At 47.1% G+C, this 23,025-nt stretch carries 23 protein-coding genes; 7 read left to right on the top strand and 16 right to left on the bottom strand.

What is annotated here, in order from left to right; translation table 11 throughout:
* Positions 1-43: 43 nt before the first annotated feature.
* Positions 44-2,542 carry a phenylalanine--tRNA ligase subunit beta gene (gene pheT / locus AC58PQ_RS04130; protein WP_497240709.1) on the bottom strand — a complete coding sequence of 833 codons (2,499 nt, stop codon included), beginning with the start codon at positions 2,540-2,542 and terminating at the stop codon, positions 44-46.
* A 25-nt stretch (positions 2,543-2,567) separates the two neighbouring features.
* Positions 2,568-3,602: a phenylalanine--tRNA ligase subunit alpha gene (pheS, locus tag AC58PQ_RS04125; RefSeq protein ID WP_497240708.1), complete on the bottom strand. Its 1,035-nt coding sequence runs from the start codon at positions 3,600-3,602 to the stop codon at positions 2,568-2,570.
* Positions 3,603-4,155: 553 nt separating this feature from the next.
* Between pheS and AC58PQ_RS04120 the strand changes: the two genes are divergently transcribed.
* Both AC58PQ_RS04120 and AC58PQ_RS04115 read left to right on the top strand, forming a co-directional pair.
* Complete coding sequence (locus AC58PQ_RS04120) at positions 4,156-4,584, top strand: MarR family winged helix-turn-helix transcriptional regulator (protein ID WP_497240707.1); 429 nt, start codon at positions 4,156-4,158, stop codon at positions 4,582-4,584.
* A gap of 29 nt (positions 4,585-4,613) precedes the next feature.
* On the top strand, positions 4,614-6,260 hold the full coding sequence (locus AC58PQ_RS04115; protein ID WP_497240706.1) for an MDR family MFS transporter: 1,647 nt from the start codon (positions 4,614-4,616) through the stop codon (positions 6,258-6,260).
* 50 nt (positions 6,261-6,310) lie between these two features.
* On the opposite strand, the gene lepB is transcribed toward AC58PQ_RS04115, so the two are convergent.
* Positions 6,311-6,841, bottom strand: coding sequence for a signal peptidase I (lepB, locus tag AC58PQ_RS04110; protein ID WP_497240705.1), 531 nt, complete (start codon positions 6,839-6,841; stop codon positions 6,311-6,313).
* 133 nt (positions 6,842-6,974) lie between these two features.
* Between lepB and AC58PQ_RS04105 the strand changes: the two genes are divergently transcribed.
* Both AC58PQ_RS04105 and glsA read left to right on the top strand, forming a co-directional pair.
* Positions 6,975-7,895 carry an aldo/keto reductase gene (locus AC58PQ_RS04105; RefSeq protein WP_497240704.1) on the top strand — a complete coding sequence of 307 codons (921 nt, stop codon included), beginning with the start codon at positions 6,975-6,977 and terminating at the stop codon, positions 7,893-7,895.
* Positions 7,896-7,919: 24 nt separating this feature from the next.
* Positions 7,920-8,873, top strand: a complete 954-nt coding sequence (gene glsA, locus AC58PQ_RS04100) for a glutaminase A (RefSeq protein ID WP_497240703.1) — start codon at positions 7,920-7,922, stop codon at positions 8,871-8,873.
* A 77-nt stretch (positions 8,874-8,950) separates the two neighbouring features.
* On the opposite strand, the gene AC58PQ_RS04095 is transcribed toward glsA, so the two are convergent.
* The 12 genes from AC58PQ_RS04095 to AC58PQ_RS04040 all read right to left on the bottom strand — a co-directional run bounded on the left by AC58PQ_RS04095 (position 8,951) and on the right by AC58PQ_RS04040 (position 19,436).
* The gene (locus tag AC58PQ_RS04095) at positions 8,951-9,136 is read right to left on the bottom strand and encodes a hypothetical protein (protein WP_477587553.1); all 186 of its coding nucleotides are present in this window, start codon (positions 9,134-9,136) and stop codon (positions 8,951-8,953) included.
* A gap of 39 nt (positions 9,137-9,175) precedes the next feature.
* Complete coding sequence (locus AC58PQ_RS04090; protein ID WP_497240702.1) at positions 9,176-10,831, bottom strand: copper resistance CopC/CopD family protein; 1,656 nt, start codon at positions 10,829-10,831, stop codon at positions 9,176-9,178.
* Positions 10,832-10,841: 10 nt separating this feature from the next.
* A complete protein-coding gene (locus tag AC58PQ_RS04085) occupies positions 10,842-11,246 on the bottom strand; it encodes a DUF2203 domain-containing protein (RefSeq protein ID WP_497240701.1) in 405 nt (134 codons plus the stop codon).
* 52 nt (positions 11,247-11,298) lie between these two features.
* Complete coding sequence (gene nikR / locus AC58PQ_RS04080; RefSeq protein WP_497240700.1) at positions 11,299-11,802, bottom strand: nickel-responsive transcriptional regulator NikR; 504 nt, start codon at positions 11,800-11,802, stop codon at positions 11,299-11,301.
* A 154-nt stretch (positions 11,803-11,956) separates the two neighbouring features.
* Positions 11,957-13,720, bottom strand: a complete 1,764-nt coding sequence (locus AC58PQ_RS04075) for a response regulator (RefSeq protein WP_497240699.1) — start codon at positions 13,718-13,720, stop codon at positions 11,957-11,959.
* 48 nt (positions 13,721-13,768) lie between these two features.
* Positions 13,769-14,143, bottom strand: coding sequence for a response regulator (locus AC58PQ_RS04070; RefSeq protein ID WP_497240698.1), 375 nt, complete (start codon positions 14,141-14,143; stop codon positions 13,769-13,771).
* 96 nt (positions 14,144-14,239) lie between these two features.
* Positions 14,240-14,623, bottom strand: a complete 384-nt coding sequence (locus tag AC58PQ_RS04065; protein WP_497240697.1) for a gamma-glutamylcyclotransferase family protein — start codon at positions 14,621-14,623, stop codon at positions 14,240-14,242.
* Positions 14,624-14,723: 100 nt separating this feature from the next.
* Complete coding sequence (locus AC58PQ_RS04060) at positions 14,724-15,011, bottom strand: CD3324 family protein (RefSeq protein WP_028556449.1); 288 nt, start codon at positions 15,009-15,011, stop codon at positions 14,724-14,726.
* A 653-nt stretch (positions 15,012-15,664) separates the two neighbouring features.
* On the bottom strand, positions 15,665-16,432 hold the full coding sequence (locus AC58PQ_RS04055) for a LamB/YcsF family protein (protein ID WP_497240696.1): 768 nt from the start codon (positions 16,430-16,432) through the stop codon (positions 15,665-15,667).
* A gap of 439 nt (positions 16,433-16,871) precedes the next feature.
* The gene (locus AC58PQ_RS04050) at positions 16,872-17,885 is read right to left on the bottom strand and encodes a 5-oxoprolinase subunit C family protein (RefSeq protein WP_497240695.1); all 1,014 of its coding nucleotides are present in this window, start codon (positions 17,883-17,885) and stop codon (positions 16,872-16,874) included.
* Positions 17,875-18,654: a 5-oxoprolinase subunit PxpB gene (gene pxpB, locus AC58PQ_RS04045; protein ID WP_497240694.1), complete on the bottom strand. Its 780-nt coding sequence runs from the start codon at positions 18,652-18,654 to the stop codon at positions 17,875-17,877. The genes AC58PQ_RS04050 and pxpB overlap by 11 nt, the downstream gene beginning before the upstream one ends.
* Positions 18,651-19,436, bottom strand: a complete 786-nt coding sequence (locus AC58PQ_RS04040) for an alpha/beta hydrolase (protein WP_497241285.1) — start codon at positions 19,434-19,436, stop codon at positions 18,651-18,653. The genes pxpB and AC58PQ_RS04040 overlap by 4 nt, the downstream gene beginning before the upstream one ends.
* Positions 19,437-19,553: 117 nt before the next feature.
* On the opposite strand from AC58PQ_RS04040, the gene AC58PQ_RS04035 reads away from it, so the two are divergent.
* Together AC58PQ_RS04035 and AC58PQ_RS04030 are read left to right on the top strand one after the other, a co-directional pair.
* A complete protein-coding gene (locus tag AC58PQ_RS04035; RefSeq protein ID WP_497240693.1) occupies positions 19,554-19,874 on the top strand; it encodes a YbjQ family protein in 321 nt (106 codons plus the stop codon).
* Positions 19,875-19,891: 17 nt separating this feature from the next.
* Entirely contained in the window at positions 19,892-20,116 is a 225-nt protein-coding gene (locus AC58PQ_RS04030; protein ID WP_497240692.1) for an HD family phosphohydrolase, read from the top strand.
* Positions 20,117-20,201: 85 nt separating this feature from the next.
* Here the strand turns inward: AC58PQ_RS04030 and AC58PQ_RS04025 are convergent, their stop codons facing one another.
* Positions 20,202-21,797: a bifunctional metallophosphatase/5'-nucleotidase gene (locus tag AC58PQ_RS04025; protein WP_497240691.1), complete on the bottom strand. Its 1,596-nt coding sequence runs from the start codon at positions 21,795-21,797 to the stop codon at positions 20,202-20,204.
* Positions 21,798-21,938: 141 nt separating this feature from the next.
* Here AC58PQ_RS04025 and AC58PQ_RS04020 point away from each other — a divergent pair, with 141 nt between their 5' ends.
* On the top strand, positions 21,939-22,907 hold the full coding sequence (locus tag AC58PQ_RS04020) for a phosphate/phosphite/phosphonate ABC transporter substrate-binding protein (protein ID WP_497240690.1): 969 nt from the start codon (positions 21,939-21,941) through the stop codon (positions 22,905-22,907).
* The last annotated feature ends 118 nt before the right edge of the window (positions 22,908-23,025 follow it).

Raw genomic sequence — 23,025 nt, 5'->3', positions numbered from 1 at the left:
ATAAGACCAGCCTATATTCCTGCAACCTATAAGGAAAGTTACACTATTTTCTTAACTCCGCCTCAAATTGTTGTTCAAGTGTTGCCACAACTTTGGCGTGGAGTTCAGTTACTTCTTCATCAAGCAAAGTTCTGTCCCCATGACGGTACACGAGTGCGATCGCTACGCTTTTGCGATTAGCTCCAAGACGCTCTCCGGTATAGATATCGAATACGTGAATGGATTCCAACAATTCCCCAGCAACTTCGGCAATCGCTTGCTCCATGAGTCCAACTGGAACGCTAGCATTCACCACAACTGCAATATCACGTCCGATAGACGGATATCGCGGCAATAATTTATAGACGATCTCATCGCCAGCGGCTTCTAGGATCGGAGATAGTTCTACTTCAAGCACATAGGTGTCATCCAAATCACGCTGTTGTTGCGCAGTCGGATGTAGTTGACCTATGCGACCAATAACCTTCGTACCTTCAGCGGAAGCAAGCTGAATTTCAGCTGTGCGACCTGGGTGGAAGCCCTCTGGTGCTGCTGATGTGTACGTAAGACCCTTAATTCCTAGGTATTGAACTAAACGATCGAAAATCCCTTTGATGTCATAGAAGTCAACAGCTTCGGACTTCTGAGCCCAGTGCGCTTGACGACGTTTGCCTGCCAAGACGATAGACAGCAATAGCTTTTCTTGTGGCAGAGCCGTTAGTGCCGCTTCGTCTGTTATGAACGCTTTGCCAATTTCGAAAATGGCGACATCATCCATCGTACGGTTGCGGTTATAGCTAACAACATCGAGCAAATGCGGCACCAAGCTAGTACGCAGTTGGCTGCGGTCTTCGCTCATTGGCATCGCCAGTGAGATTGGCGTAGCAGTTGGGTACAAACCAGGAATGGCATCTACTTGAGATTGTTGATTCACTTCACCTTCATCAGTGCCACCGTGTGAACGCGGGTTTGTGAAGGAATAGGTGATCACTTCATTCAATCCGCTTTGCGTTAAAATATTCCGAGTAATCCGGCGGATGGATTGCTCTTTGGATAGGGACCCAGGCGTTGTTACGCCGGTCATCAAGGTTGTCGGGATGTTATCGTAGCCGAAGAGACGTGCCACTTCTTCGATCAAATCGACATCACGCGTAATGTCTCCGCGGCGGCTCGGCACATGCACGAGCAGTTTGCCTTCACCAGCTTGCTCGAATGTGAAATGCAAGCGCGAAAGGATTTGACCCATCTCGGCCAAGGAAAGCGCTGTGCCGAGATAGTTGTTCACGCGGTCAGCGGCAAGCTCGATGCTGACCGACTTGTTTGTTTCGGTAGCTGCTTCTACGATGCCGAAAGCGACAGTACCGCCTGCGTATTGCGCAATCAGCGCAGCAGCACGATTCAGCGCCGGAAGCACCGCTTCCGGGTTCACTTCTTTTTCGAAGCGAAGGCTCGCTTCGGAGCGAAGACCTAACTGGCGCGAAGTGCGACGCACGGAGCTGCCTGCGAACTTGGCGGATTCAAGCAGGATCCGTGAAGTTCCCTCAGTCACTTCGGAGTTGGCGCCACCCATCACTCCGGCGATCGCTACAGGCTTGGTGCCGTCCGTGACGAGCAGCATGTGCGACTCTAGCGTACGTTCCACACCGTCAAGTGTAACGAGTTTCTCGCCTGCTTCAGCGAGTCGTACGTCGATGTGACCGTTATTCAGCTGCTCCGCGTCGAACGCGTGAAGCGGCTGGCCGTACTCTAACATCACGAAGTTCGTGATGTCTACGATGTTGTTGATGGGGCGGATGCCCGCGGCCATCAAGCGGTTCTGGATCCACAGCGGCGAAGTGCCTACGCGCACGCCTTCGATCAGGCGAGCCGCGTAGTGCGTGCACTGCTCTGTCGCTGTGATTTTCACGCTGATGCGATCCGCAGCAGGTATCAAATTAGTTTTTCCTGCTGTTTGCAACACAGCTTCCGCATCAGGCAGTTTCACTTCGCGGCCAAGGATCGCCGCGATCTCGTAAGCCGCTCCGAGCATGCTTAAGCAATCGGAGCGGTTCGGCGTCAAATCAAGCTCCATCACTTTGTCGCTGATTGCCAACACATCAAGAATAGAGTTTCCAACTTGCGTATCCTCAGGCAATACAAGGATGCCTTCCTGAATTTCCTTCGGAAGCAGCTTGTCGTTAAGCCCAAGTTCCTTAGCGGAACAGATCATACCTTGTGATTCGACGCCGCGCAGTTTAGCGCGTTTAATTTCTAATCCGCCTGGTAGGACGGCACCGATCATAGCGACAGGAACCTTTTGTCCAGCATCAATATTTTTGGCGCCACACACGATTTGCAAGTCTTCGCCTTGCCCAGCATCAATCACACAAACGCTTAGTTTGTCAGCATCCGGATGCTTCTCACGTGATTTTACAAAACCAACAACAACGTTCGATACACCTTTATTACGATCCTCTACGATATCCACTTCGATACCGCTGCGGGTTAATTTTTCAGCTAATTCTTCGGCTGTGAAGCCTGTTACGTCCACATATTCGGACAACCATTGATAAGAAACTTTCATGCTTATACCCTCCTTTTCCTAGTGCTTACACATGTAAAAATTGCTTTAAGAAACGCAAATCATTGGTATAGAAATGGCGAATATCTTCGATGCCATATTTCAACATAGCGATACGCTCAACGCCCATCCCGAATGCAAAGCCTGTGTACTCCTTCGGATCGTAGCCACCCATTTCAAGAACGCGCGGATGAACCATACCTGCACCGAGAATTTCCAACCAACCTGTTTGCTTACAAGTACGACAGCCTTCGCCGCCACACATCGCACAGCTCACATCGACTTCAACACTCGGCTCTGTGAACGGGAAAAAGCTTGGACGCATGCGAATTTTCGTTGCTGGGCCATACATTTCTTGTACGAATTGAAGCAACGTCCCTTTGAGATCACTCATCCGCACATTGCGGTCGATGACCAGACCTTCAATTTGTTGAAACATGTGAGAGTGAGTTGCATCGTCGTCATCGCGGCGGTAAACTTTGCCCGGGCAAATGATTTTGATCGGAACTTCACCTTGGCGCTTCTCCATTGTTCTTACTTGAACAGGGGATGTCTGCGTACGCATCAAAATTTCTTCTGTAATATAGAAAGAATCTTGCATATCACGAGCCGGGTGATCTTTCGGCAGGTTCAAGGCTTCGAAGTTGTAGTAATCTTGTTCAACCTCTGGGCCTTCAGCTACCGTGTAGCCCATCCCGATGAAAATGTCTTCAATCTCTTGAATGACTTTGCTTAAAGGATGTACAGCACCTTGCTGTGAAGGACGTCCAGGCAACGTAACGTCGATCATCTCCGCACGTAGTCTGTTCTCTGTTTCTTGCTTCGTATAAGCGGCTTGTTTCTCTTCAATAACAGCTTCGATGGCTGCTCGAACATCATTGGCCACTTGGCCGATAACCGGTCTTTCCTCTGCGCTTAGCGCGCCCATGCCGCGAAGAACCTCGGTTAACGGTCCCTTTTTACCCAAATATTTAACTCTTAAATCGTTCAGCTCCTGCTGACTGCGGGCACCGCTAAGCTCCTGCAGCGCTTCCTGCTTCAAAGCTTCTAAACGCTCTTTCATCGAAATCCCTCCTGAATTAGGCCTCTGAATCGCCCTTTATGAAAACACAAAAAAGACTTTCCGCTCCCTCGCAAGGGACGAAAAGCCGTGGTACCACCCTAATTAGATTCGTCTATGTACAATCGCCAAATAAACGAGTCTCACTTCATTCCAGATAACGGACGATGTGTCCGGTTCCCTCTAATGAGAAGCGTCTAAACGCTTCTGTTCAAAGGACTGCTCGGGAGCGAACTTCCACAGCCTGATTCTCGGGGCCAGCTCTCAATCATCGGCTTACCCTCCCTGTCAAGAAGCACTGCGTACTCTTCTCCGTCAAAGCATTTCCACGTATATGTACCAGTTATTATATGCAAGATACAAAGGATATGCAAGTACATCGATCCTTCCTTTCTCAAAGTTTCAGAAATATCCCATTGACTTCATTCTTCGACAGGTTTATATTTTACTTAAATAGTTTAAATGTTTCTTGATTTAATTATTATATTATTTAATTATTATATTATTTAATTATTAGACAATTCTAACAATTTCATATTTGCAAGGAGGTTATGATTTGGAAGAGGAATTGACGGATTATACCAATCGCTTCCGCACAACATTTGAACAGACTCATCGCAAAATTACGCATTGTGTTCTTAGTGAACTCAATTCTGAGTTAACAGCTCCACAATTATTCATGTTAGCGATGATCGCCAAGGAGAACACACCGAAACAATCCCATCTTGCCGATAAATTGGGCGTTAAGCCAAGTGCAATCACAGTCATGATTGATCGACTTGTTCAAAGCGGGCATGTTATACGTAAACATCATGAGACAGATCGTCGAATCGTACTGGTCGAAAACACGGCTGAAGGGACAGCTGTCCTTGCTAAGGCTCATGAAGTGCAAAAGAAAGTGATTGCACGTGGTTTATCACAGCTTCCTCCAGATGAACTTCATTTTTTCGTAGAAGCATTCGAAAAGTTTACTTCATTTTATTAATTTTTTATGTCATCAAAGGAGTGATACACATGGAAAGTATTCAAAAAGCAGCGCCTAAGGATATCAACGAAGCTGCTGCACCAGAGCTTAAAAATAGGGGACTCCTACTCACCGGATTGATCATCGCCATGCTTTTCGGAGCTTTGGACGGCACAATCGTAGGTACAGCAATGCCGCGTATCGTCGGCGAGTTCGGTGGACTCGGACTGATGACATGGTTAACAACAGCTTACATGTTAACTTCAACAGTCGTCGTGCCCATCGCGGGTAAACTGGCTGACTTAATTGGCCGCCGCGTCATTTATGTAACAGGACTCATCATCTTCATCGTCGCTTCTGCTCTTTGTGGGATGTCTCAGAACATGACTGAACTCATTTTGTTCCGCGGCCTGCAAGGTCTTGGCGGTGGTATCATGATGCCAATGGCTATGATTATTATCGGGGATTTATTTACAGGTAAGCAACGTGCTAAATGGCAAGGGGTTTTCGGAGCAATCTTCGGTTTATCCTCTGTTATTGGGCCGCAAGTTGGCGGCTGGATCGTAGATGCTTGGGACTGGCGTTGGGTGTTCTACATCAACTTACCGGTTGGGGTTTTAGCCGTTATTTTGATTTCACTCGCATTGCCTAAACATAAATCAGTAGGAAAAGTGAAATTTGATGTTCCAGGTATTATCACGATGATCGTCGGTGTTGTAAGCTTGCTTCTTGCTCTGACATTTGGCGGCAGTGAGTACGCTTGGGGTTCTTGGCAAATCATTGGCCTATTCGTACTTGCCGTTGTGTCTCTAGTTGCTTTTGTTCGTATTGAAAGCAAAGCAGAAGAGCCAATTCTACCCGTTCGTTTATTTAAAAATAGAACTTTCTCCACGATTAACGGTGTTGGCTTCTTAATGGCTGTTGGTATGTTTGGTGCCATTATGTTCGTTCCGCTCTTTATGCAAGGTATTGTTGGAATTAGTGCCTCCGCATCTGGTACCGTTATGACTCCTCTGATGATAACAATGATTGCTGCCAGCGTGGTCTCGGGTCAATTGATTGCTAAGATCGGTGTAAAACGACAAATGTTAATCGGGATGCTTGTAATGGCAGTCGGTTTTATCTTTTTAAGCACAATGGGAATCTCAACTACGAAGTTGATTGCCTCAAGCTACATGGTACTTCTAGGGCTTGGAATGGGGCTTGTCATGCCAATCCTGACGTTGGCTTTGCAAGAAAGTTTCCCTAAATCAGAGCTAGGTGTCGTCACTTCTTCTAGCCAATTCTTCCGTCAAATCGGTGGTACCTTTGGAATGACGATTCTCGGAGCCATTATGAACCATAGATCAACGGTTTTGCTCGAACAAAACCTTGAGCCGGTGGTCAAGCAGTTCCCTGCTGAAGTTGGAACTCCACTCATTGATATGATCCATAAGAATCCGCAATCTCTCTATTCCTCACTATTAAGTCCTGAGGCAATGGCCAAATTGCCAAAAGAATTAGTAGATAAGTTGCCTATCATCAAAGATGCACTTGTTTCCTCCCTGCATCAAGTATTTATCTACGGTCTTGTGTTCGTACTTCTGGGTGCGGTACTTACGCTATTCGTTGGGAACATCAAGCTTTCCGACCGAAAATCGAAGAAGTCTGAAGACAATAGCGAAGATGACAACCAAGCTCCAGCGCATCTCATTTAAAATGAGAAAAGCTCCCTTCCTCTAACGAGGTTGGGAGCTTCTTTATTCACCTATTCGATTGTTCCAATTTGACTTAAAGGGAAAATTCGAAATACGGCTTTGCCAATAATATCTTTTTCCGCAACAAATGGTGTTGTCGGCCACAAATGGGAATCATAGCTGTCGTTGCGATTATCCCCTAGGAAAAAATATTTTCCTTCGGGCACAGTTACCTGATGATAGGTGTACGTCATAGGCGCTTGGATATATGGCTCGTCGACTTTGGATCCGTTCCGATATAACGCGCCGTCTTTGATTTCAATCGTATCGCCAGGCAATCCAATTAGACGCTTCACATAGCGGTCCTCATTCCCCTCAAGCGGCGGCCAGAATACAACGATATCCCCGAATTCAAAGTCGGTTAATGGTTTCATTTTTTCAACAATCAACTCGTCTTGTAATTGAATGGTAGGCAGCATAGAACCGGTTGGAACTGTCATCGCTTGCGCAACATAGGTATTGACGACAAGTGCGATGAGGAGAGCGAATGCTATCGTAGGCACCCATTCTTTCAATAGGCTTATCACATACTTTTTGACCAATAGAACCAACATCCTCTCGTTCTGAATCATTCCCTATTTACACCGTAACCCATTTATGGAAAGTTTACATTAAAACAAAATAAAATGTTGTTGTATAATGAATGTGGATACCCTATTAAGGAGAGTGCTCGACATGAAATATCGCAGACTTGGCAAAACAGACATGAAAGTTTCCATCGTTGGTGTTGGCACTTGGCAATTTGGCGGTGAATGGGGATTAACGTATACGCAAAATGAAGCAGACGCAATTCTAGATCAAGCCGCTGATCTCGGGATCAATTTGATAGATACGGCTGAATGCTATGGAGATCACCTTTCAGAGTCATTTATTGGTAATTATTTATCCCGCCGTGATCGTGATAAGTGGGTTGTTGCCACGAAATTCGGGCACCATTTCCATGATTTATTTACGCGTACCGACGAATTTAGCGCGGATTCCGTCATCAAACAACTGGATGCGTCGCTGCAAGCTTTACATACGGACTACATTGATTTATACCAATTCCATTCCGGGCCTGATCCTTTATTCGATAACGATGATCTCTGGACTACGCTTGATAAACAAGTACAGGCGGGCAAAATCCGTCACCTGGGAACATCAATCGGCAGCAATGCCAATATTCATCAAACGGCATCTTCAAGTAAAATGAACTCCAAAGCTATTCAAGTGGTGTACAATCGCTTGGACCGCGCGCCGGAAGAACTCGTATTCCAGTCATGTATAGATCAAGATCTTGGTGTACTCGCACGCGTACCACTAGCTAGTGGTTATCTAAGCGGTAAATATAAGCCAGGCGCCGTTTTCGGTAACACGGACGTACGTCATCGTCACGATGCTGAAAGCGTCAGACAGAAGCTGGAAGAAGTTCAGCGCATTCAGCAAAATGAAGTGCCTGAAGGCATGGATATGGCCAAATGGGCATTGGCTTGGTGCTTGAAGCATGATGCCGTCACTTCCGTTATTCCAGGCTGCAAAAACCCTGAGCAAGTGATTGCGAATGCCGCGGCAACAGAGCTTATCAGCGACAATCATCCGCAAGCTTGGAAAGCCTAGAGAAGAGGAAGGACTGACTTCGCCATGCCTCACCAACAGCACGATGAAACCTGGAAGAAGCTTCAATCACACATCGACGAATGGGTTGCTGTAAGTAAAACACATACATCGGAAGGTTATGTTGCCTCTTACATTCCTGAGTTAGCGAACGCTTCTGGGGATATTCTAGGTATTTGTATTATGGACAGCGAAGGGCAAACTACTAGCTCTGGGGATTCTGACTTTCGTTTCACCTTGCAAAGCATTTCGAAGGTTTTCACACTGATTCTAGCACTGATGGACAATGGCGAAGACATTGTATTCTCTAAAGTAGGTATGGAGCCGACAGGTGATGACTTCAACTCCATGTTGAAGCTTGAGCTTGTGGAGCCAGGTATCCCTTTCAACCCTTTAATCAACGCCGGTGCTATAGCCATCTCCTCCTTAATTGCTGGGAACAGCACGGATGAACAGGTCGATCGTATCCTTCTTTTCTTCAGGGATATTGCCGATAATCCGAAGCTGACCATCAATCAAAACGTGTTTAAATCCGAGTCCGATACAGCTCACCGCAATCGTTCCTTAGCCTATTTCCTCAAAGATAACGGTGTCTTGGACAAAGAAGTTGACGATGTGCTTCGTGTCTACTTCAGCCACTGCTCTGTCGAGGTCAACTGTACGGATCTGGCCAGAATGGCTCTCGTTCTCGCTCATAACGGCGTGGATCCGATTCGCAAGCAACGTCTCATCCCGCGGCGCTTCGTGCAAATCGCCAAGACGTTCATGTTTACCTGTGGTATGTACAATGCCTCTGGCGAATTTGCCATGAATGTTGGGCTTCCTGCCAAGAGCGGCGTGTCCGGCAGCATCCTGACAATGGTACCTGGACAATATGGTATTGGCCTCGTAGGACCTGCACTGAACCGTAAAGGGAACAGCACGGCTGGTGTGCATCTCCTCGGCATTCTCTCTCAGGAATTCGACTGGAGCTTATTTTAAGCTAACGAGTTGCTTACAAAAAGAACCTTCCCTTTTGACTGTTTGGCAGTCGAGGGAAGGTTCTTTCACGTTTACCATTATTGCATCGATTGCTTGATTCGTTGAAGAGCCTCAATCAACTCATCCACTTCATGCTCTTTCAGTCGAATCGTCACATAGTTCGGTGAAATGCCACCGTCATTGATTTCTATTAGCGCAGTATCATCTTTGTCATCCAGTTTGACTGACAGATGGTCTTTATCTAGAATTTGAACCCAAGCCATGGTCATCCTCCTCGCTACTCTGATCAGACTTCCTCAGTCTCAATACACAATGAAGTCTTTGGTATACACAGTCTCATTGTCTTCTGTATCCATCACGCGCATTTCTAGCTCCCAGTTCCCTCTAAAAGGCAGGAAAGGACCTTCCGATTTATAGCTGAATTTCGCAAAGCCGTACGATTCCTCTTCCTTACTATCCTGGTATATCGTTAACGGAACAGAAATCGGGGCGATTTCCTGATCGTCTTTATTATGCAAAATCAAGAGAACCTGTTTAGGTTGGCCTGATTTTTCAGGCAGCCAAACTTTGGCAATAAACGTGTTATTACCAGGTAACTTCGGTGTAATATCGACCGAAACATGGACTTTCTCCCCCATCTGATGCCACCCAAGCGGCTCATTAGCCGGGATCGGCGCCATATAGGTAAGCAGTCCAACAAGGACAACAATGACGACCATCAAAGACAGATCTAGCTTCACCCAGACGATCGATTGATTCACTTTCTTCTTGCGAAGGAATAGCCGAATCACGAACCCCATCAGTGCGACGAGCACCACTACGCCAATTTTCACAAGCAAGAGAATACCCCAAGTTGTGTACGTCAAGTAACGCAGATTCGGCAGGAATATCAAGACGGAAATGGACCCTGAAACAGTTAAAACAAGAATCGAGATCAGTGCAAATTTGGAGAACTTCTGCATATAGCTGCCGAGATCCATCTTGTTGTGACGCCATTTCGCATACAGCAGAATTAATCCGCCTACCCAACAGGCTGCAGCGACAAGATGAATAAAATCTAGCCCAATCGTCGCCCACAAGGGAGAAAAGGAGGCGGCGTGACCGCTAAAGCTTTTGACAGCCAACAGAGCCAGAGACCAACCCACATCTACCCAAGCCAACCTGCCCAGCATAACAAAGCCTAGGAAGGATAACGCGAGTAGCAGCACCCAAGAAATCCCGATATTTGTTGAGCTTACCAGCTGCCATATTTCATCTACACCGCCGCCACCCAATAAATCCTCGATATGTGTAAAAATCAGCAGCAGTAGGGCAACGATATGAGCGCGTTGGAGATTGAGTGTCCACTCGGAAACCGACTTCTGTGCTTCTTCCCCTTGCGGTCTCACCAATCGTAACCAGAATGCCCATCCGGTCAAGGCTAACAACATTAAGAACCATAAGCCCCGAGAGGCGTATTGCAGCAAGCCTTTTGTCGTCAACGGACCCGCACTATGATCGTGTCCCGTATGTGCGGAAGGCACATCAAGAACTTCCTCCTGCGGCGGATTGCCGATTGTGATCGGATAGCTTCCACCCACGGGATGACCGTCTGCTGAGATGACGTGATAGCTAATTAAGTACACGCCTTCTGCCAGCTTCGGCAAATCCAGCTTGATACCCATCTGATCCTTATTCATCGTCGCTTTGCGATCCGTTATCTGCGCTCCGCTATGATCGTAAACCTTAATATAAAAGAGCCCGTTATCTAATGGTTCATTGAACGTGACGGACACCCCAGCAGGCGAGCTTTCGAGCTTCGCCCCCGCTTCCGGTGTTGCTTCAACTAATGAAGCATGCGCAGAGGCAGATTGAGGCGCAATGACCGCACTCAATAACATGATGGCTAACACAGCAATCAAGCCTACAGGCAGTCGTAGGAACCAATTCTTGGTTCGTTGTTTGAATAATCTCGTCATCCGTACCCCTCTAATCCGCAATCGGTCTACGGCCAGCAAAACCATCTTGCTCCCCGTGATAATAACGAATCTGATCCTCTCCTTGCTTCCAACACAGCAACACTTCTTGACCATTCATCATCGCTGGAAAATCAACAAGACCTGAATCGATATCCTTCAGCTCAATGCCCGTCTTTTGAAAGCTTTGTATGAGTCCACGCGCTTCAATTTGTAGGAATTCCAATGCAGCTTCCATGACAAAAAAAGGATCCTTTTCCGTGCCAGGCATTGAAGCATATTCATTCTTCTTATGGCGTAACTCCATATATTTGTCCTCAAACTCACTCTTCAAGGCTTGCATTTTCTTCAGTTCCTGATCAACAAAAGGCAATAGACCATTGGCCTCTTCCAAAGAGAACCATTTCTTTTCCGACATAACGCACCTCCATGTCCTTTATATTAGCAAAAAAACGGAAGAACTACGAATTCTACGAATCCGTATGGGGCTTATCGTGAACGTGATGATGGCTATGGTTATGGCCATGGTGGTGACCGTGATTCTGGCTTGAGCTATGCTCGTCCACATGTGTAACAGACAGCTCCGCGTAGCCGACACCTTTTAAAACCTGGATCCGTTGCTGCAACTCTCGAAGCTTCTCCACTTCACCGCGAACTACGAGTATTTCCAAGCATTGCTGATGGTTTAAATGGATATGCATGGTTGAGATGATGGCATGATGATAGTCGTGCTGAAGCTCCATTAAGGTGATCGGCAAATCTCTAATTTCATGGTCATACACCATAACAATCGTACCGGCGACCCATTCATTAGGCTGCATACTGCTTGAGGTTAAAAGCGCCTTGCGCGCAAGATCTCGAATGGCCTCCGAGCGATTATCATACCCTTGTAATGCAATCAAACGATCGAATTGCTCGATCAGGGATTGCGGCATCGAAATTCCGAAACGCACTAGATTGTCTTTATCCGACATTCATCTTGCTCCTTCATTGGTATCTTCGTCTATATATCCTACTGTAGCAGAAAGCGTTGGAGTCGCAAACCTCCATCAGGGCTGATTACACCGCACACAAGCTTTCACTAGGCAAAAAGCAAAAAAGGAGAGGGCATCATCAGCCCCTCCCTTCCTAGACGAGTTTCATTAACTGTTTGACGCGATTCTCCAATTCCACGAGTGAGAACGGCTTCGTCATATAATCATCGGCTCCCATTTGGAGGCCTTTCGCCACATCCGCTTCCTTCTTCTTCCCAGATAGCATCAATATTTTCATATTTTTCGAGATCGCATTCGCATCCGTCTTGATCTTCTCCAATATGGTAAAACCATCAAGGCCTGGCAAAATGCCATCCAATATACATGCGTCGAAGACTTGCGTAGTCAGCAACTGCCAAGCTTGTTCACCATCTGAAACTTGCGTAATTACAATCGGCAAGTGTTCCAGTTGGGAATTCAGAATCGCCCTTAGAATCGGATCATCGTCCACAATTAAGAGCTTTTTCTTCTGCAGTTGTGCATGCGCATGAGCGACTAGCTTCGTGAATTGTACACCTTCATCTTCTAAGTCGGCAAGTATAATGCGATTCTTGCCCTGTTGCTTCGCTTGATACATCGCATCGTCAGCTTTAGCTACCCACTCCGCAACCGTCATACCTACTTGCCATTCAGCTACACCGGCCGAAAACGTGATGGAGAACATTTGGCCATCGTTCTGGGCGACAGCTTTCTCACGAACTGTATCTAGAATAGCTTGCATAATAGATCGAGCTTGATCCACACTCGTATTCGGAAGTGCGATAACGAATTCTTCTCCGCCAAAGCGAGCCAATAAGTCCGTCGATCGCAGATTGACCTGCATCAAGTGAGCTAATCCTTGTAGTACCAAATCCCCTACGTGATGTCCATACGTATCATTGACGCTTTTGAAACTGTCAATATCGATAAACACAAGAGATATTGGCGCCGGGTAGCGCTCAATACGCTGCAGCTCTAGCCCAATTTGCAGATCAAAATAGCGACGATTAAACACACCGGTCAGTGGGTCGCGGAAAGCTAACTGCTCGAAATTCCGAGTCCGTTTGAGGAGACCATAAATTCGTGCCGCCAATTCCTCGTATTGGAATGGCTTGGTCACATAATCATCCGCCCCCAAGTGAAAACAGCGAACCTTATCACTTACATCGTCCCGTCCTGATAATACAATAAGCGGCAGCCATTTCAGTGTAGGATCTTCCTTCAAGTATTCAAACAATTCATAGCCTGACTGCGGGAGCATCATAAGATCTAACGTAACGAGATCATACGTATGCTCACGAAGTAATTTCTTAGCTGACTCCACATCAGCGGCTTCATCAACCACACAATCATCGAGTTGCAATCGTCTTGTCAAATAGAAGCGCAGCGCATCGTCATCATCGACTAGCAATATGCGGCTTTTCAAGGTTCTCAGCATGGAGCCCGTAGCTGGGTCTTGCTCCTCATCCATCTGAATTTCCGTGAAGCCGATGTCCAGCTCCATTTTCAAATCAAGCAATAATCCGACCGTACGCTCTATGCTTTCATAGACAGGGCTCGTCGAGAAGAGTAACTCATCATCTTGCTTCTGTATGGCTAGGGTCCATTCCCAATTCCGTACCAGATCTTCCGCAAGCTTCCCGATTCTCGTATAACCAAAAACGGGCGCACTACCTTTGAGTGTATGCGCAATTCGATAGCATTGTTGTAATTCCTCTAGTATCGGCTGGGCTTGAATCGCTGTCAGCAACGACTGAAGCTGCTGCAGCTGCTTGTCATATTCACGAATAAACAGCTTTCTTCCTTGTTTAAGAATTCTTGCATCTCGATCAGATTCTGAACCTGAATCTTTGGATCTCTCTATATTTCTATGGCTCATAACAGACAATCACCCTTTATAAGCTTAATCAAAGCATTCTTGTTCAACCTAGCGCTGCAACAGTTGCCCTATGGTGTCTAATAATTGAAGTGGACTGAAAGGTTTCACAATGTACGTGGTGACACCTGCTGCCTTAGCTCTCTCTTTATCTTTCTCTAGTGCTTTGGCTGTTAAAAGAATAACCGGCAAGTCCCGATTCACATTGTCACTTTCTCTCAACCAAGAGCAAACTTCTACGCCCGTGCGCTCTGGCATCATGTAATCCAAAATGATTAAATCATAGGCTTCCTTGCCCAGCTGGTCAATCGCTTGTTGACCATCCTCAACCTCAGTGATGACGTATCCTTCATCAGATAACGTTTCCGTCAGCAGAAAGCGAAGCGCCAACTCATCATCGGCTAGCAAAATTTTGTAAGCTGACATTTTCTCTCTCCTCGAGTCTATGAATTACGATTAATTATAGCACCATCGCTAGCGCCTTGATAGGAAAATGTCGGAAAATATCGAAAGAAATCACACTTACTTATCGTGAAGATGGACCTTCCATGACGAACCTTTTATTTCTGGCAATCCGCGAGGACTTGTCCAACAATAGACCCAGCCTTCCCGCTCCCCATTGACATCCTTCACCCACATTCGTTCGTATTCATTGTCCTCATGATCGGGACCAACGTACGTTTCCAAGACATCCATGGCCACTAACCCCTCTTCGGTAACCTCGAGCCATTCCCCCACAACCCTATGATCATGTTCATCACCTGTGCGAACTAGCGCTGGGTAGGGTCCTACATCATATAATCGTCCTTTGATCGCACCAGGTTGCACATCTAGTAAATACGGAGAGACAACGGAATGATTACTTTCTCCCACTAGTAATGTGCCATACACAAATACAGCTATCATCTCTACGCCTCCTAATCGTCTACAAGCTCTATATGAATGATTTCGTCGTGGAAACCATGATTTCCTACAAAAAAAAACAGCATCACGATGGATGCTGCTGCTATGCCTGATTGGCTGTTAATTCGCGTGTTTTAACGATAATTTTGCGGATGCTGTCTTCGGACAAATGAAACACTTTGATCAGCTCCAAAACCGTCGAACCCGTCTGATACAAACGGAAAATCTCGCGATTTCTCCGCTCAATGATGATGCGAGTGCCGTTATTTTCACCCCAACCAGCACGTTTCTGCTCTTTCTTAGGGATATACACGATTTCGCCTTGGATATATTCTTGTAATTGTTTTAATAGGTTAGGGGGAAGAACATCTTTCCCGTTCTTGTAACTCATGGATGAAAACCTCCTCAAATTGTGCAAAGCTTAACTTTGACTGATTTGCAGAGAGTATCTTCATCGCCCACTAACCTCCTACCATTCTCAAAAATGGAATAAAAAAAACACGATCATAATCGTGCCTGTCGGTTGTATATGCAATTATACAATTCAGGTGAACGGTTATTCCACGAATGATATTCAGTTAGGAGACGAGTACCTCTGCGGCGGCCGCAACATTCATCGCTACTGTCATTGTCATTGTGTTCATTTATAAAGCACTCCCTTCACCATAGTTTATTGTGTGTTCACATCGTGTTCACATTTCTCATTATATGTAAAAAGCTTCTCGCTGTCTACTCGTTCGTTAAAGTTATGCGAGGGCCTAGGGGCCCCCGCTTGGAACAGTGACCTCTGCTTACGCAGAGATCACCTCTGTTTGCGTTGTAATCACCTTGATCACTCCTTTCTGAAGGCATGGAAGCCGGCCGGCTACATCTCTATTTACTCATATTGCCGAGCGTGTCTCAAGTGAAAGAATGGTTATAGGGATTCTTTCCTTGGGGAGGAGTTGACATGGTGAGACCAATGCGGGATAAGTAAAAAAGTGGCTCAACAGCTTGGTTAAGAGCGGTTGACCACTCCTAAATCAACTTTAGCTACTTGTCGGTTTAGTTGCTTGCGCCAAGCGGCATCACCGCGATGCCGCCTCGCTCCAACAGCGCGCGGATATCGCGCGCGAATTCCACGGCGTGAACGCCATCGCCGTGGATACAGATCGTGTCCGCGCGCATGCTCAGATCCTCTCCCGTGAGGGAGAGCACCCTGCCTTCGCGGACAAGCCGCTCCACCTGCGCCGCAGCCTCGGCCGCGCTCTCAAGCAGCGCCCCCGGCTGGTCGCGGGGCGTCAAAGAGCCGTCCCGCTGGTAGCTGCGGTCCGCGAAAGCCTCGTGAGCTAGCCGCAGCCCCGCGGCGGCGCCCGCCCGCAGCAGCTCGCTGCCGGGCGGGCCATACAGCGTCAGCTCCGCGCTGACGCTGGCCGTTGCAGCCGCAATCGCGGCGGCAATCTCATGGCGCTTCGCAGCCATGTGGTAGAGCGCGCCATGCGGCTTGACGTGCTGCAGGCGTCCGCCTTCGGCGTGGACGAACGCCTGCAGCGCCCCGAGCTGATACAGCGTCAGCTCGTAAGCCTCAGCCGGCGTGATCGCGATCTCGCGTCGGCCGAAGCCTTGCAGATCGGGCAGGCCCGGATGGGCCCCGATCGCAACGCCCTTGCGCAGGCACAGCTGTACCGTGCTGCGCATGGTTGCGGGGTCGCCTGCGTGGAACCCGCAGGCGATGTTGGCGGAGCTGACGAAGTCCAGCAGCTCCGCATCGCGGCCGAGGCGATAAGCGCCGAAGCCTTCGCCCATATCACAATTCAAATCAATACGCAGCATTACTTTTTCACACTCCCTCTTAAATGCTACTTTCACTCTCGAGATACTCGAATTTTTCGACTAACTCTGCCTCTTATGCTACTTTCACTCCGAGATACTCGAATTTTTCGACTAACTCTACCTCTTCTGCTACTTTCACTTCGAGATACTCGAATTTTTCGACTTACTCTACCTCTTTTGCTACTTTCACTCCCGAGATACTCGAATTTTTCGACTAACTCAGTTTTTCCAAAGTTAGTGAAGGGAACAGGATAGCAACAATTACGATAAGGTTTCTCGTTTCTCTAGGGTTCAACTCGTAAACTTCATTTTTCCGTGTCATCCACATGTGCATAATCAACTCTCGGTTTTTACTCATCTCATCTCATCTCATCTCATCTCATCTCATCTCATCTCATCTCATCTCATCTCATCTCATCTCATCTCATCTCATCTCATCTCATCTCATCTCATCTCTCAACCAAGCCTTCATCCCCACCGCCAGCAGCTTGAGATCCATCGCCTGCAGCAACAGCTGCTCCTGCGCTTCGAGATGCGTAACCTCTTGAAAACGCAGCGTTCCACCTGGCTTCACCTGAGCGACCAACGGAAGATCTGCGGTGATCACATGACCGATTCGAGGGTAACCGCCTGTTGTTTGACAATCAGCCAGCAATAGAATGGGTTGCCCGCTTGGAGGTACCTGCAGCGTGCCTCCAACTACCGCTTCCGAGATCATTTCGTAAGATAAGCCAGCTTCGAGCTCCAGCTTGGGCTCACTCGACAACCGATACCCCATGCGATCTGATTGGGACGTCACCAGAAAGCTTTGAGAAAGCAATCTCAACCAGCTATCGATAGTAAACAAGGAGGCTTCCTTGCCTCTCACGATCCGTATAATCGGATCGTCGCGATAGTCAGGACGAATCATTGTACTCATATACTTGGTTGGACTCACGGACTTACTTCGAAGCTCAAAGCCTTTCATGAGCTGAGAAGTCTGTTCATCCTGCTTAACTTCCAATACATCTCCAGCACGTAGAGCTCTTCCCTCGTATCCACCTATACCTGCTCTAAGGTAGGTACTGCAGCTTCCCAGTACGTATTTCGCCTTGAAACCTCCATGCACAGCCAAATACGTTCTACAACCACGTGATGCGTAGCGAAAATACAGCTCACTTCCTGTACGAAGAACGAAGGGACGCCACATTGGGGCTGAAGTTCCATCCACTTCCGCTTCCATGTCTGCACCGCAAATAGCAACCAGCATATCTCTTTGCGCAACCAGTGCAGGCCCGCTAAGTGTCATTTCTAAAGCTACCGCTTCGCGACCATTGCCAACCAACAAATTCGCTGCGCGGTGGGCAAACCGATCCATCGGCCCCGCCACGATCACACCATGTTTCCGAGAACCATAGCGCCCCTCATCCTGTAACGTGGATAAAAGGCCAGGTTTCATTACCTCAAAGCCCATAGCTCGCATTCCCTTCTTCTAAGGCATGGAACTGCTCTGATGTGATGGCTACAAATCTCACTTGGTCTCCAACCTTTAATAAGGAGGGTGGATCCGTGTCCGGACGAAATAAACGGAGTGGCGTTCTGCCAATGAGCTGCCAGCCACCCGGTGTTTCAAAAGGGTATATGCCTGTTTGTGCCCCGCCAATGCCCACGGATCCCGCAGGAATTTGTGTGCGAGGCACTGATTTGCGCGGTGTTACAAGTCTTTCATCCATACCACCCATATAAGGGAAACCAGGTGCAAAGCCAATCATATACACGGGATACACACGAGCAGTATGCCAAGTCACGATTTCTTTTGTACCTACTTGATGATAGGCCGCTACTTCACTAAGATCAGGACCATACGCCGCCTCATAACAAACAGGGATCTCAATGATCGGTCCCAACTGCCCGGCTAAGCTAGCGTCCTCCCTATAGGCATCTAATAGCTTAACGATGTACTTCAAGACATAATCATAAGGAAGCCAAGTCGCCGTCATGTTGGCGGGCCCACTTTTTAACACAGCTTCGGAAGCATAGTTATAGATGTGGAAAGCATCATAATAAATTGTAATGGTTGTATAGGCGGGGACTAGCTCCATGAAGCCCTCACGCCAGTTATTCTCTATGTAATTCGCTACCTGCCTGACCTTATGAAGATTCACTATCGAAATGTCCGCGCCTAGTCGAATCACAATCGCCGAGTCTCCGAGCGGATGGCATTCATAGACAAGCTTGGTCATGCAAAACGCTGCTTTTTCAACCAATTCGCACAAACCTCAGGCCAGACATACGCTTCCGGATGATCAGCTGCGATCCCAATACCATGGCGTCCTGATTCAAAAACATGTAGGTCAAAAGGAATCTTATTACGGCTAAGTGCACCTGCGAAAAGCAAGCTATTTTCCACCGAAACTGCTGCATCATCAGCTGTGTGCCACAGGAAGGTTGGCGGCGTATCCGTTGTTACTTGAAGTTCATTGCTCAAATCCTTGACTAACTCTTCATTGGCATCTTCGCCAATCAGATTGATTCGTGAACCTTGATGTGCGTTCACACCGAATGAAATGACAGGATAACACAGCACCATAAGATCAGGACGGGAGGTGATCAGCTCAATCGGATCCGAGGAGGTCTGATCTCCCGCATCGTAATGCGTACCCGCTGTTGCGGCTAAATGTCCACCAGCCGAAAAACCAAGAATACCAACGCGGTTTGCATCGACTCCCCATGCCTCGGCATGATGTTTCACAGTCCGAATAGCCCGTTGTGCGTCCTGCAACGGTACGGGATGTTTATACGGGGCTACTCGATAATTCAACACGTAGGCGGAAATGCCCAGCCCATTTAACCACTTTGCGATTGGCTCCCCTTCATGAGGGGCACGCCCGCCGTATCCGCCACCTGGACAGACAATAACTGCTGCGCGCAAGCCATCACCCTCGGCTGGATATAAGGTTAAGCTTGGACAGCCTTGATTGGCCTCACCTTGACTATCTTGTGTAGCTCCTGGCCATAATTGCATCGTTGTCACTGCGTTCAAATGTGAAACCCCCTCATGCGATTAACGTACTAAGTTAATAATAGCCAATCCTGTTCCAGTAGAAAAGCATCTATTTCAGCTATAAAGGAGCGATTTGAAATGATTGTAGTTACAACAGAAAATATTGCAGGTTATGAGGTAACAGAGGTTTTGGGCAGTACATTTGGCGTCGTCGTGCGGGCCAGAGGCATTGGAGGGGATATTATGGCCTCTTTGAAAGGCTTAATTGGCGGAGAAGTCACGCAGTATACGCAAATGGTCGAAGATGGCCGCAAGCAAGCGATGGACCGACTGGTCAAAAATGCAGCTGCCATGGGCGCCGATGCCATTGTGATGATGCGTTTCGATAGCGGGGATATTGGTCAAAACATGAGCGAGATCGTTGCCTACGGCACAGCCGTTCGTGCGCGAAAGCTGTGAGCGGGATCATAACCATTTTGCTAATATACGGTTTATGGATTGTTGGCTTCATTATTTTATTTCTTCTAGGCTATCTCGTTTATGACAAACGCTACAAAACAGATGGTGCCGCGACACCCCAATCGCCTCCAAATGGTTTTTTATTCACCAACGAGGTATTTATTGATCCCAAAGACGGATTTACTTATCGGGTCTACTATAATCCTCGAACGGGTGATCGTGCTTATATTCGTGAAAAGTAACCCTTTCACCAGCAAAAAAAGCCTTGCAACAGCTGAGAACCTAAGATTCTCTCGCTCTTGTCAGGCTTTTTATATGCAGCAATATCTACTCCCAAATCACTTTCCAGTTATGGTTGATACTCGCTTCGATCGTACCTCGCTCCATGATATACCCTGCCAGCAGCTCCGCTACGTCGGTTGGGATATCCTTGATCACCGGCTTATTCTGGAACATCGCGTAGTTGCCTCCGCCAGCAGCGCGATAATTGTTCATCACCACATCGAAAGAGGCTTCAAGATGAATCGGTTGTCCCTCAAAATCCAGCTGTACAACCCGGTTCCCGACAGGACGGGAAATGTTCAACGTGTAGGAGATTCCCTCCCACATATCATAGTTGTAATGAGCAGGCTTCGGTTCCATGAACACCTTACTTACTTGAAGGCCCCCATCTTCCGACACTTCAAAATATTCGGCAGACTGCTCCAACGCATCTTTAATATCCTGACCTGATATTCGAATGACCTTTAGCGTGTTCGGATAAATATAGTTGGAGACGATATCCCGCATGGTGATGTCCGTCGGAAATCCTGGTGACACGTTATCGAATAACGCGGTGTTAGAAATCTGAGCACCAGAGAGCTCCATTTGAACCTTGTTAATAAACTCAATCAGCGCATTGTCCTGGGTTCGAATTTGCATCGGATCTTTCACGAGCATGTCCCCCGATAGCTTACCGATGGGCTGGTCCAGCCACAATTGTGTCTTCGCCTCGTAGGCATGGATTTGCTCCAATAGCACCTTGTCAGCCTCCACATTGGCAACAGTTAAGAGCTCCGATTGCTTGGAAACAATACGCCAGCCCCCTTCCACGTGCTCAAGTACGATGTCCACTTTCCCGAGTGTAACGCCTGCTGTTCCTGGCTGAACAATGGTTACGCCGTTAATGCTGACCCCTGCAATGCTTCTATGCTGATGTCCTGTGAGTAGAACATCGATCCCCGCTACTTCCATACACAGCTGATAGCCTTGATTCTCGCCCGTTAGCGGCTCTGTAGGCTCACCCGTTGCGATATCTCTTTCAAAACCGCCGTGATAGGAAACGACAACGACGTCAACACGCTCTTGCTCCTTGAGAAACTGTACCCATGTACGAGCTGTCGCAATCGGATCTTCGAATCGCAAGCCTAGAATATGTTTCGGATCTTCCCAATTCGGAATGTAAGGCGTTGTTAATCCAAGAACTCCTACACGTACTCCTTCTGGAGATTGTTTGATTAGATACGGCTTCCCAAAGAAGGGCTCTCCTGTCTCCACACTCATGATATTGGCACATAACCAAGGAAATTCAGATTCTCTGACTGCTTTTTGCAGCACATCCATGCCGTAATTGAATTCATGATTTCCCAGTACAGCCCCATCATAGTTCAAATAGTTAAGACCGAGTACCATAGGATTCATAGGTTCATTATCCAAACGTGCATGGTGATAAGCTAAAGGCGTTCCTTGGATGAGGTCTCCGTTATCGATCACAATCACATGAGCATCCTTCGCACGTTCCTGTGCAAGTAATGCAGAAATTTTCGATAATCCCACATCATTGGGGTTATTATTTGCATAATGAATGGGAAGCATATTCCCATGGAGGTCGCTTGATTCTAATATCGTAATGTGACTTGTTTGTCGTTGCGCAGCATGTTTCAAGCAATTCACTCCATTCTGTTTTTTTGTAAAGTTTTACATAGCATTTGTCAGTTTAACAAATACTTCATCCTATCTTCCATATCTCTCATGATAATGTTATAGTACAACATAGACAAATTATTTAAACGGAGGTCAATAAAAATGAAAAAATTAACTTTGCTTAGTTTATCCATGGTCGTAGCCGCAGGTGCACTTGTAGGCTGCGCGAAAAAAGAAGAGACTCCAGCTGCTTCATCAGCAGCAACAACAGCGGCAACGGCTACTCCAGCAGCAGCTGCAGGATTCGTTCCAAAAGAACTTAGAGTACAATTCGTTCCTTCCCAAAATGCAGAAACGCTTGAAGCAAAAGCTAAACCGCTTGAAAAATTGCTTGGAGATAAACTAGGAATCCCGGTTAAGGTTTCCGTTTCAACGGATTACAACGTCGTTATCGAAGCGATGTCTTCCAAACAAGTTGATGTTGGTTTCTTGCCACCAAGTAACTATGTTGTTGCTCACGATAATCGTAAAGCAGCTGATCTTCTTGTACAAGCACAACGTTTTGGCGTGGATGATGCAACAGGAAAGCCAACGACTGAGCTTGTCGATTTCTACAAATCGATGATTGTTGTTAAAGCAGATTCCCCTATCAAATCCGTTGCTGACTTGAAAGGTAAGAAAATGGGCTGGCAAGGTGTTACTTCCGCAGCTGGTTACGTTTACCCAGGTCTTGTTTTGAAAAATGCTGGTGTAGATCCTGTGAAGGATGTAACAGGCATTCAATTCCAAGGACATGACAAAGCGGTTATCGCATTGCTTAACGGTCAAGTTGATGCCGTAGGCGTATTCCAAGATATCCGTACAAACATGTTGAAAGATTATCCTGATATCTTCAAGCAAACGAAAGTACTTGCTTTCTCCGATAAAATTCCAAATGATACGATCGCTGTTCGTTCCGATATGGATGCCGCTTGGAAAAAGAAAATTCAAGATGCTTTCATCGCCATTGGAAGTGATCCAGCTGGTAAGCAAGTCATCATCGATGTATACACGCACCAAGGTTATGTAGCTACGACGGATGATAAATTCAATATCGTTCGTGAAGCTAACAAAGCAATGGGCTTGAAATAAGACTTCGTCTTTAGTACTATGAACTAGCATACAAAACCACCGCAGCATGATGCATTACATCCATGACGCGGTGGTTTTTCCCTTCTAAATTTTACATACTATACCTGACTTTCCTTGC

Source organism: Paenibacillus sp. J22P143, from assembly GCF_059692035.1.
The sequence above is the reverse complement of the archived record's forward strand: the minus strand, read 5'-3'. Positions and strand labels throughout refer to the sequence as shown.

Coding starts and splice junctions, on each gene's coding strand:
- pheT (WP_497240709.1), bottom strand. CDS start 2,542: ATGAAAGTTTCTTATCAATGGTTGTCCGAATATGTGGACGTAACAGGC.
- pheS (WP_497240708.1), bottom strand. CDS start 3,602: ATGAAAGAGCGTTTAGAAGCTTTGAAGCAGGAAGCGCTGCAGGAGCTT.
- AC58PQ_RS04115 (WP_497240706.1), top strand. CDS start 4,614: ATGGAAAGTATTCAAAAAGCAGCGCCTAAGGATATCAACGAAGCTGCT.
- AC58PQ_RS04105 (WP_497240704.1), top strand. CDS start 6,975: ATGAAATATCGCAGACTTGGCAAAACAGACATGAAAGTTTCCATCGTT.
- glsA (WP_497240703.1), top strand. CDS start 7,920: ATGCCTCACCAACAGCACGATGAAACCTGGAAGAAGCTTCAATCACAC.
- AC58PQ_RS04095 (WP_477587553.1), bottom strand. CDS start 9,136: ATGGCTTGGGTTCAAATTCTAGATAAAGACCATCTGTCAGTCAAACTG.
- AC58PQ_RS04090 (WP_497240702.1), bottom strand. CDS start 10,831: ATGACGAGATTATTCAAACAACGAACCAAGAATTGGTTCCTACGACTG.
- AC58PQ_RS04085 (WP_497240701.1), bottom strand. CDS start 11,246: ATGTCGGAAAAGAAATGGTTCTCTTTGGAAGAGGCCAATGGTCTATTG.
- nikR (WP_497240700.1), bottom strand. CDS start 11,802: ATGTCGGATAAAGACAATCTAGTGCGTTTCGGAATTTCGATGCCGCAA.
- AC58PQ_RS04075 (WP_497240699.1), bottom strand. CDS start 13,720: ATGAGCCATAGAAATATAGAGAGATCCAAAGATTCAGGTTCAGAATCT.
- AC58PQ_RS04070 (WP_497240698.1), bottom strand. CDS start 14,143: ATGTCAGCTTACAAAATTTTGCTAGCCGATGATGAGTTGGCGCTTCGC.
- AC58PQ_RS04065 (WP_497240697.1), bottom strand. CDS start 14,623: ATGATAGCTGTATTTGTGTATGGCACATTACTAGTGGGAGAAAGTAAT.
- AC58PQ_RS04060 (WP_028556449.1), bottom strand. CDS start 15,011: ATGAGTTACAAGAACGGGAAAGATGTTCTTCCCCCTAACCTATTAAAA.
- AC58PQ_RS04055 (WP_497240696.1), bottom strand. CDS start 16,432: ATGCTGCGTATTGATTTGAATTGTGATATGGGCGAAGGCTTCGGCGCT.
- AC58PQ_RS04050 (WP_497240695.1), bottom strand. CDS start 17,885: ATGGGCTTTGAGGTAATGAAACCTGGCCTTTTATCCACGTTACAGGAT.
- pxpB (WP_497240694.1), bottom strand. CDS start 18,654: ATGACCAAGCTTGTCTATGAATGCCATCCGCTCGGAGACTCGGCGATT.
- AC58PQ_RS04040 (WP_497241285.1), bottom strand. CDS start 19,436: ATGCAATTATGGCCAGGAGCTACACAAGATAGTCAAGGTGAGGCCAAT.
- AC58PQ_RS04035 (WP_497240693.1), top strand. CDS start 19,554: ATGATTGTAGTTACAACAGAAAATATTGCAGGTTATGAGGTAACAGAG.
- AC58PQ_RS04020 (WP_497240690.1), top strand. CDS start 21,939: ATGAAAAAATTAACTTTGCTTAGTTTATCCATGGTCGTAGCCGCAGGT.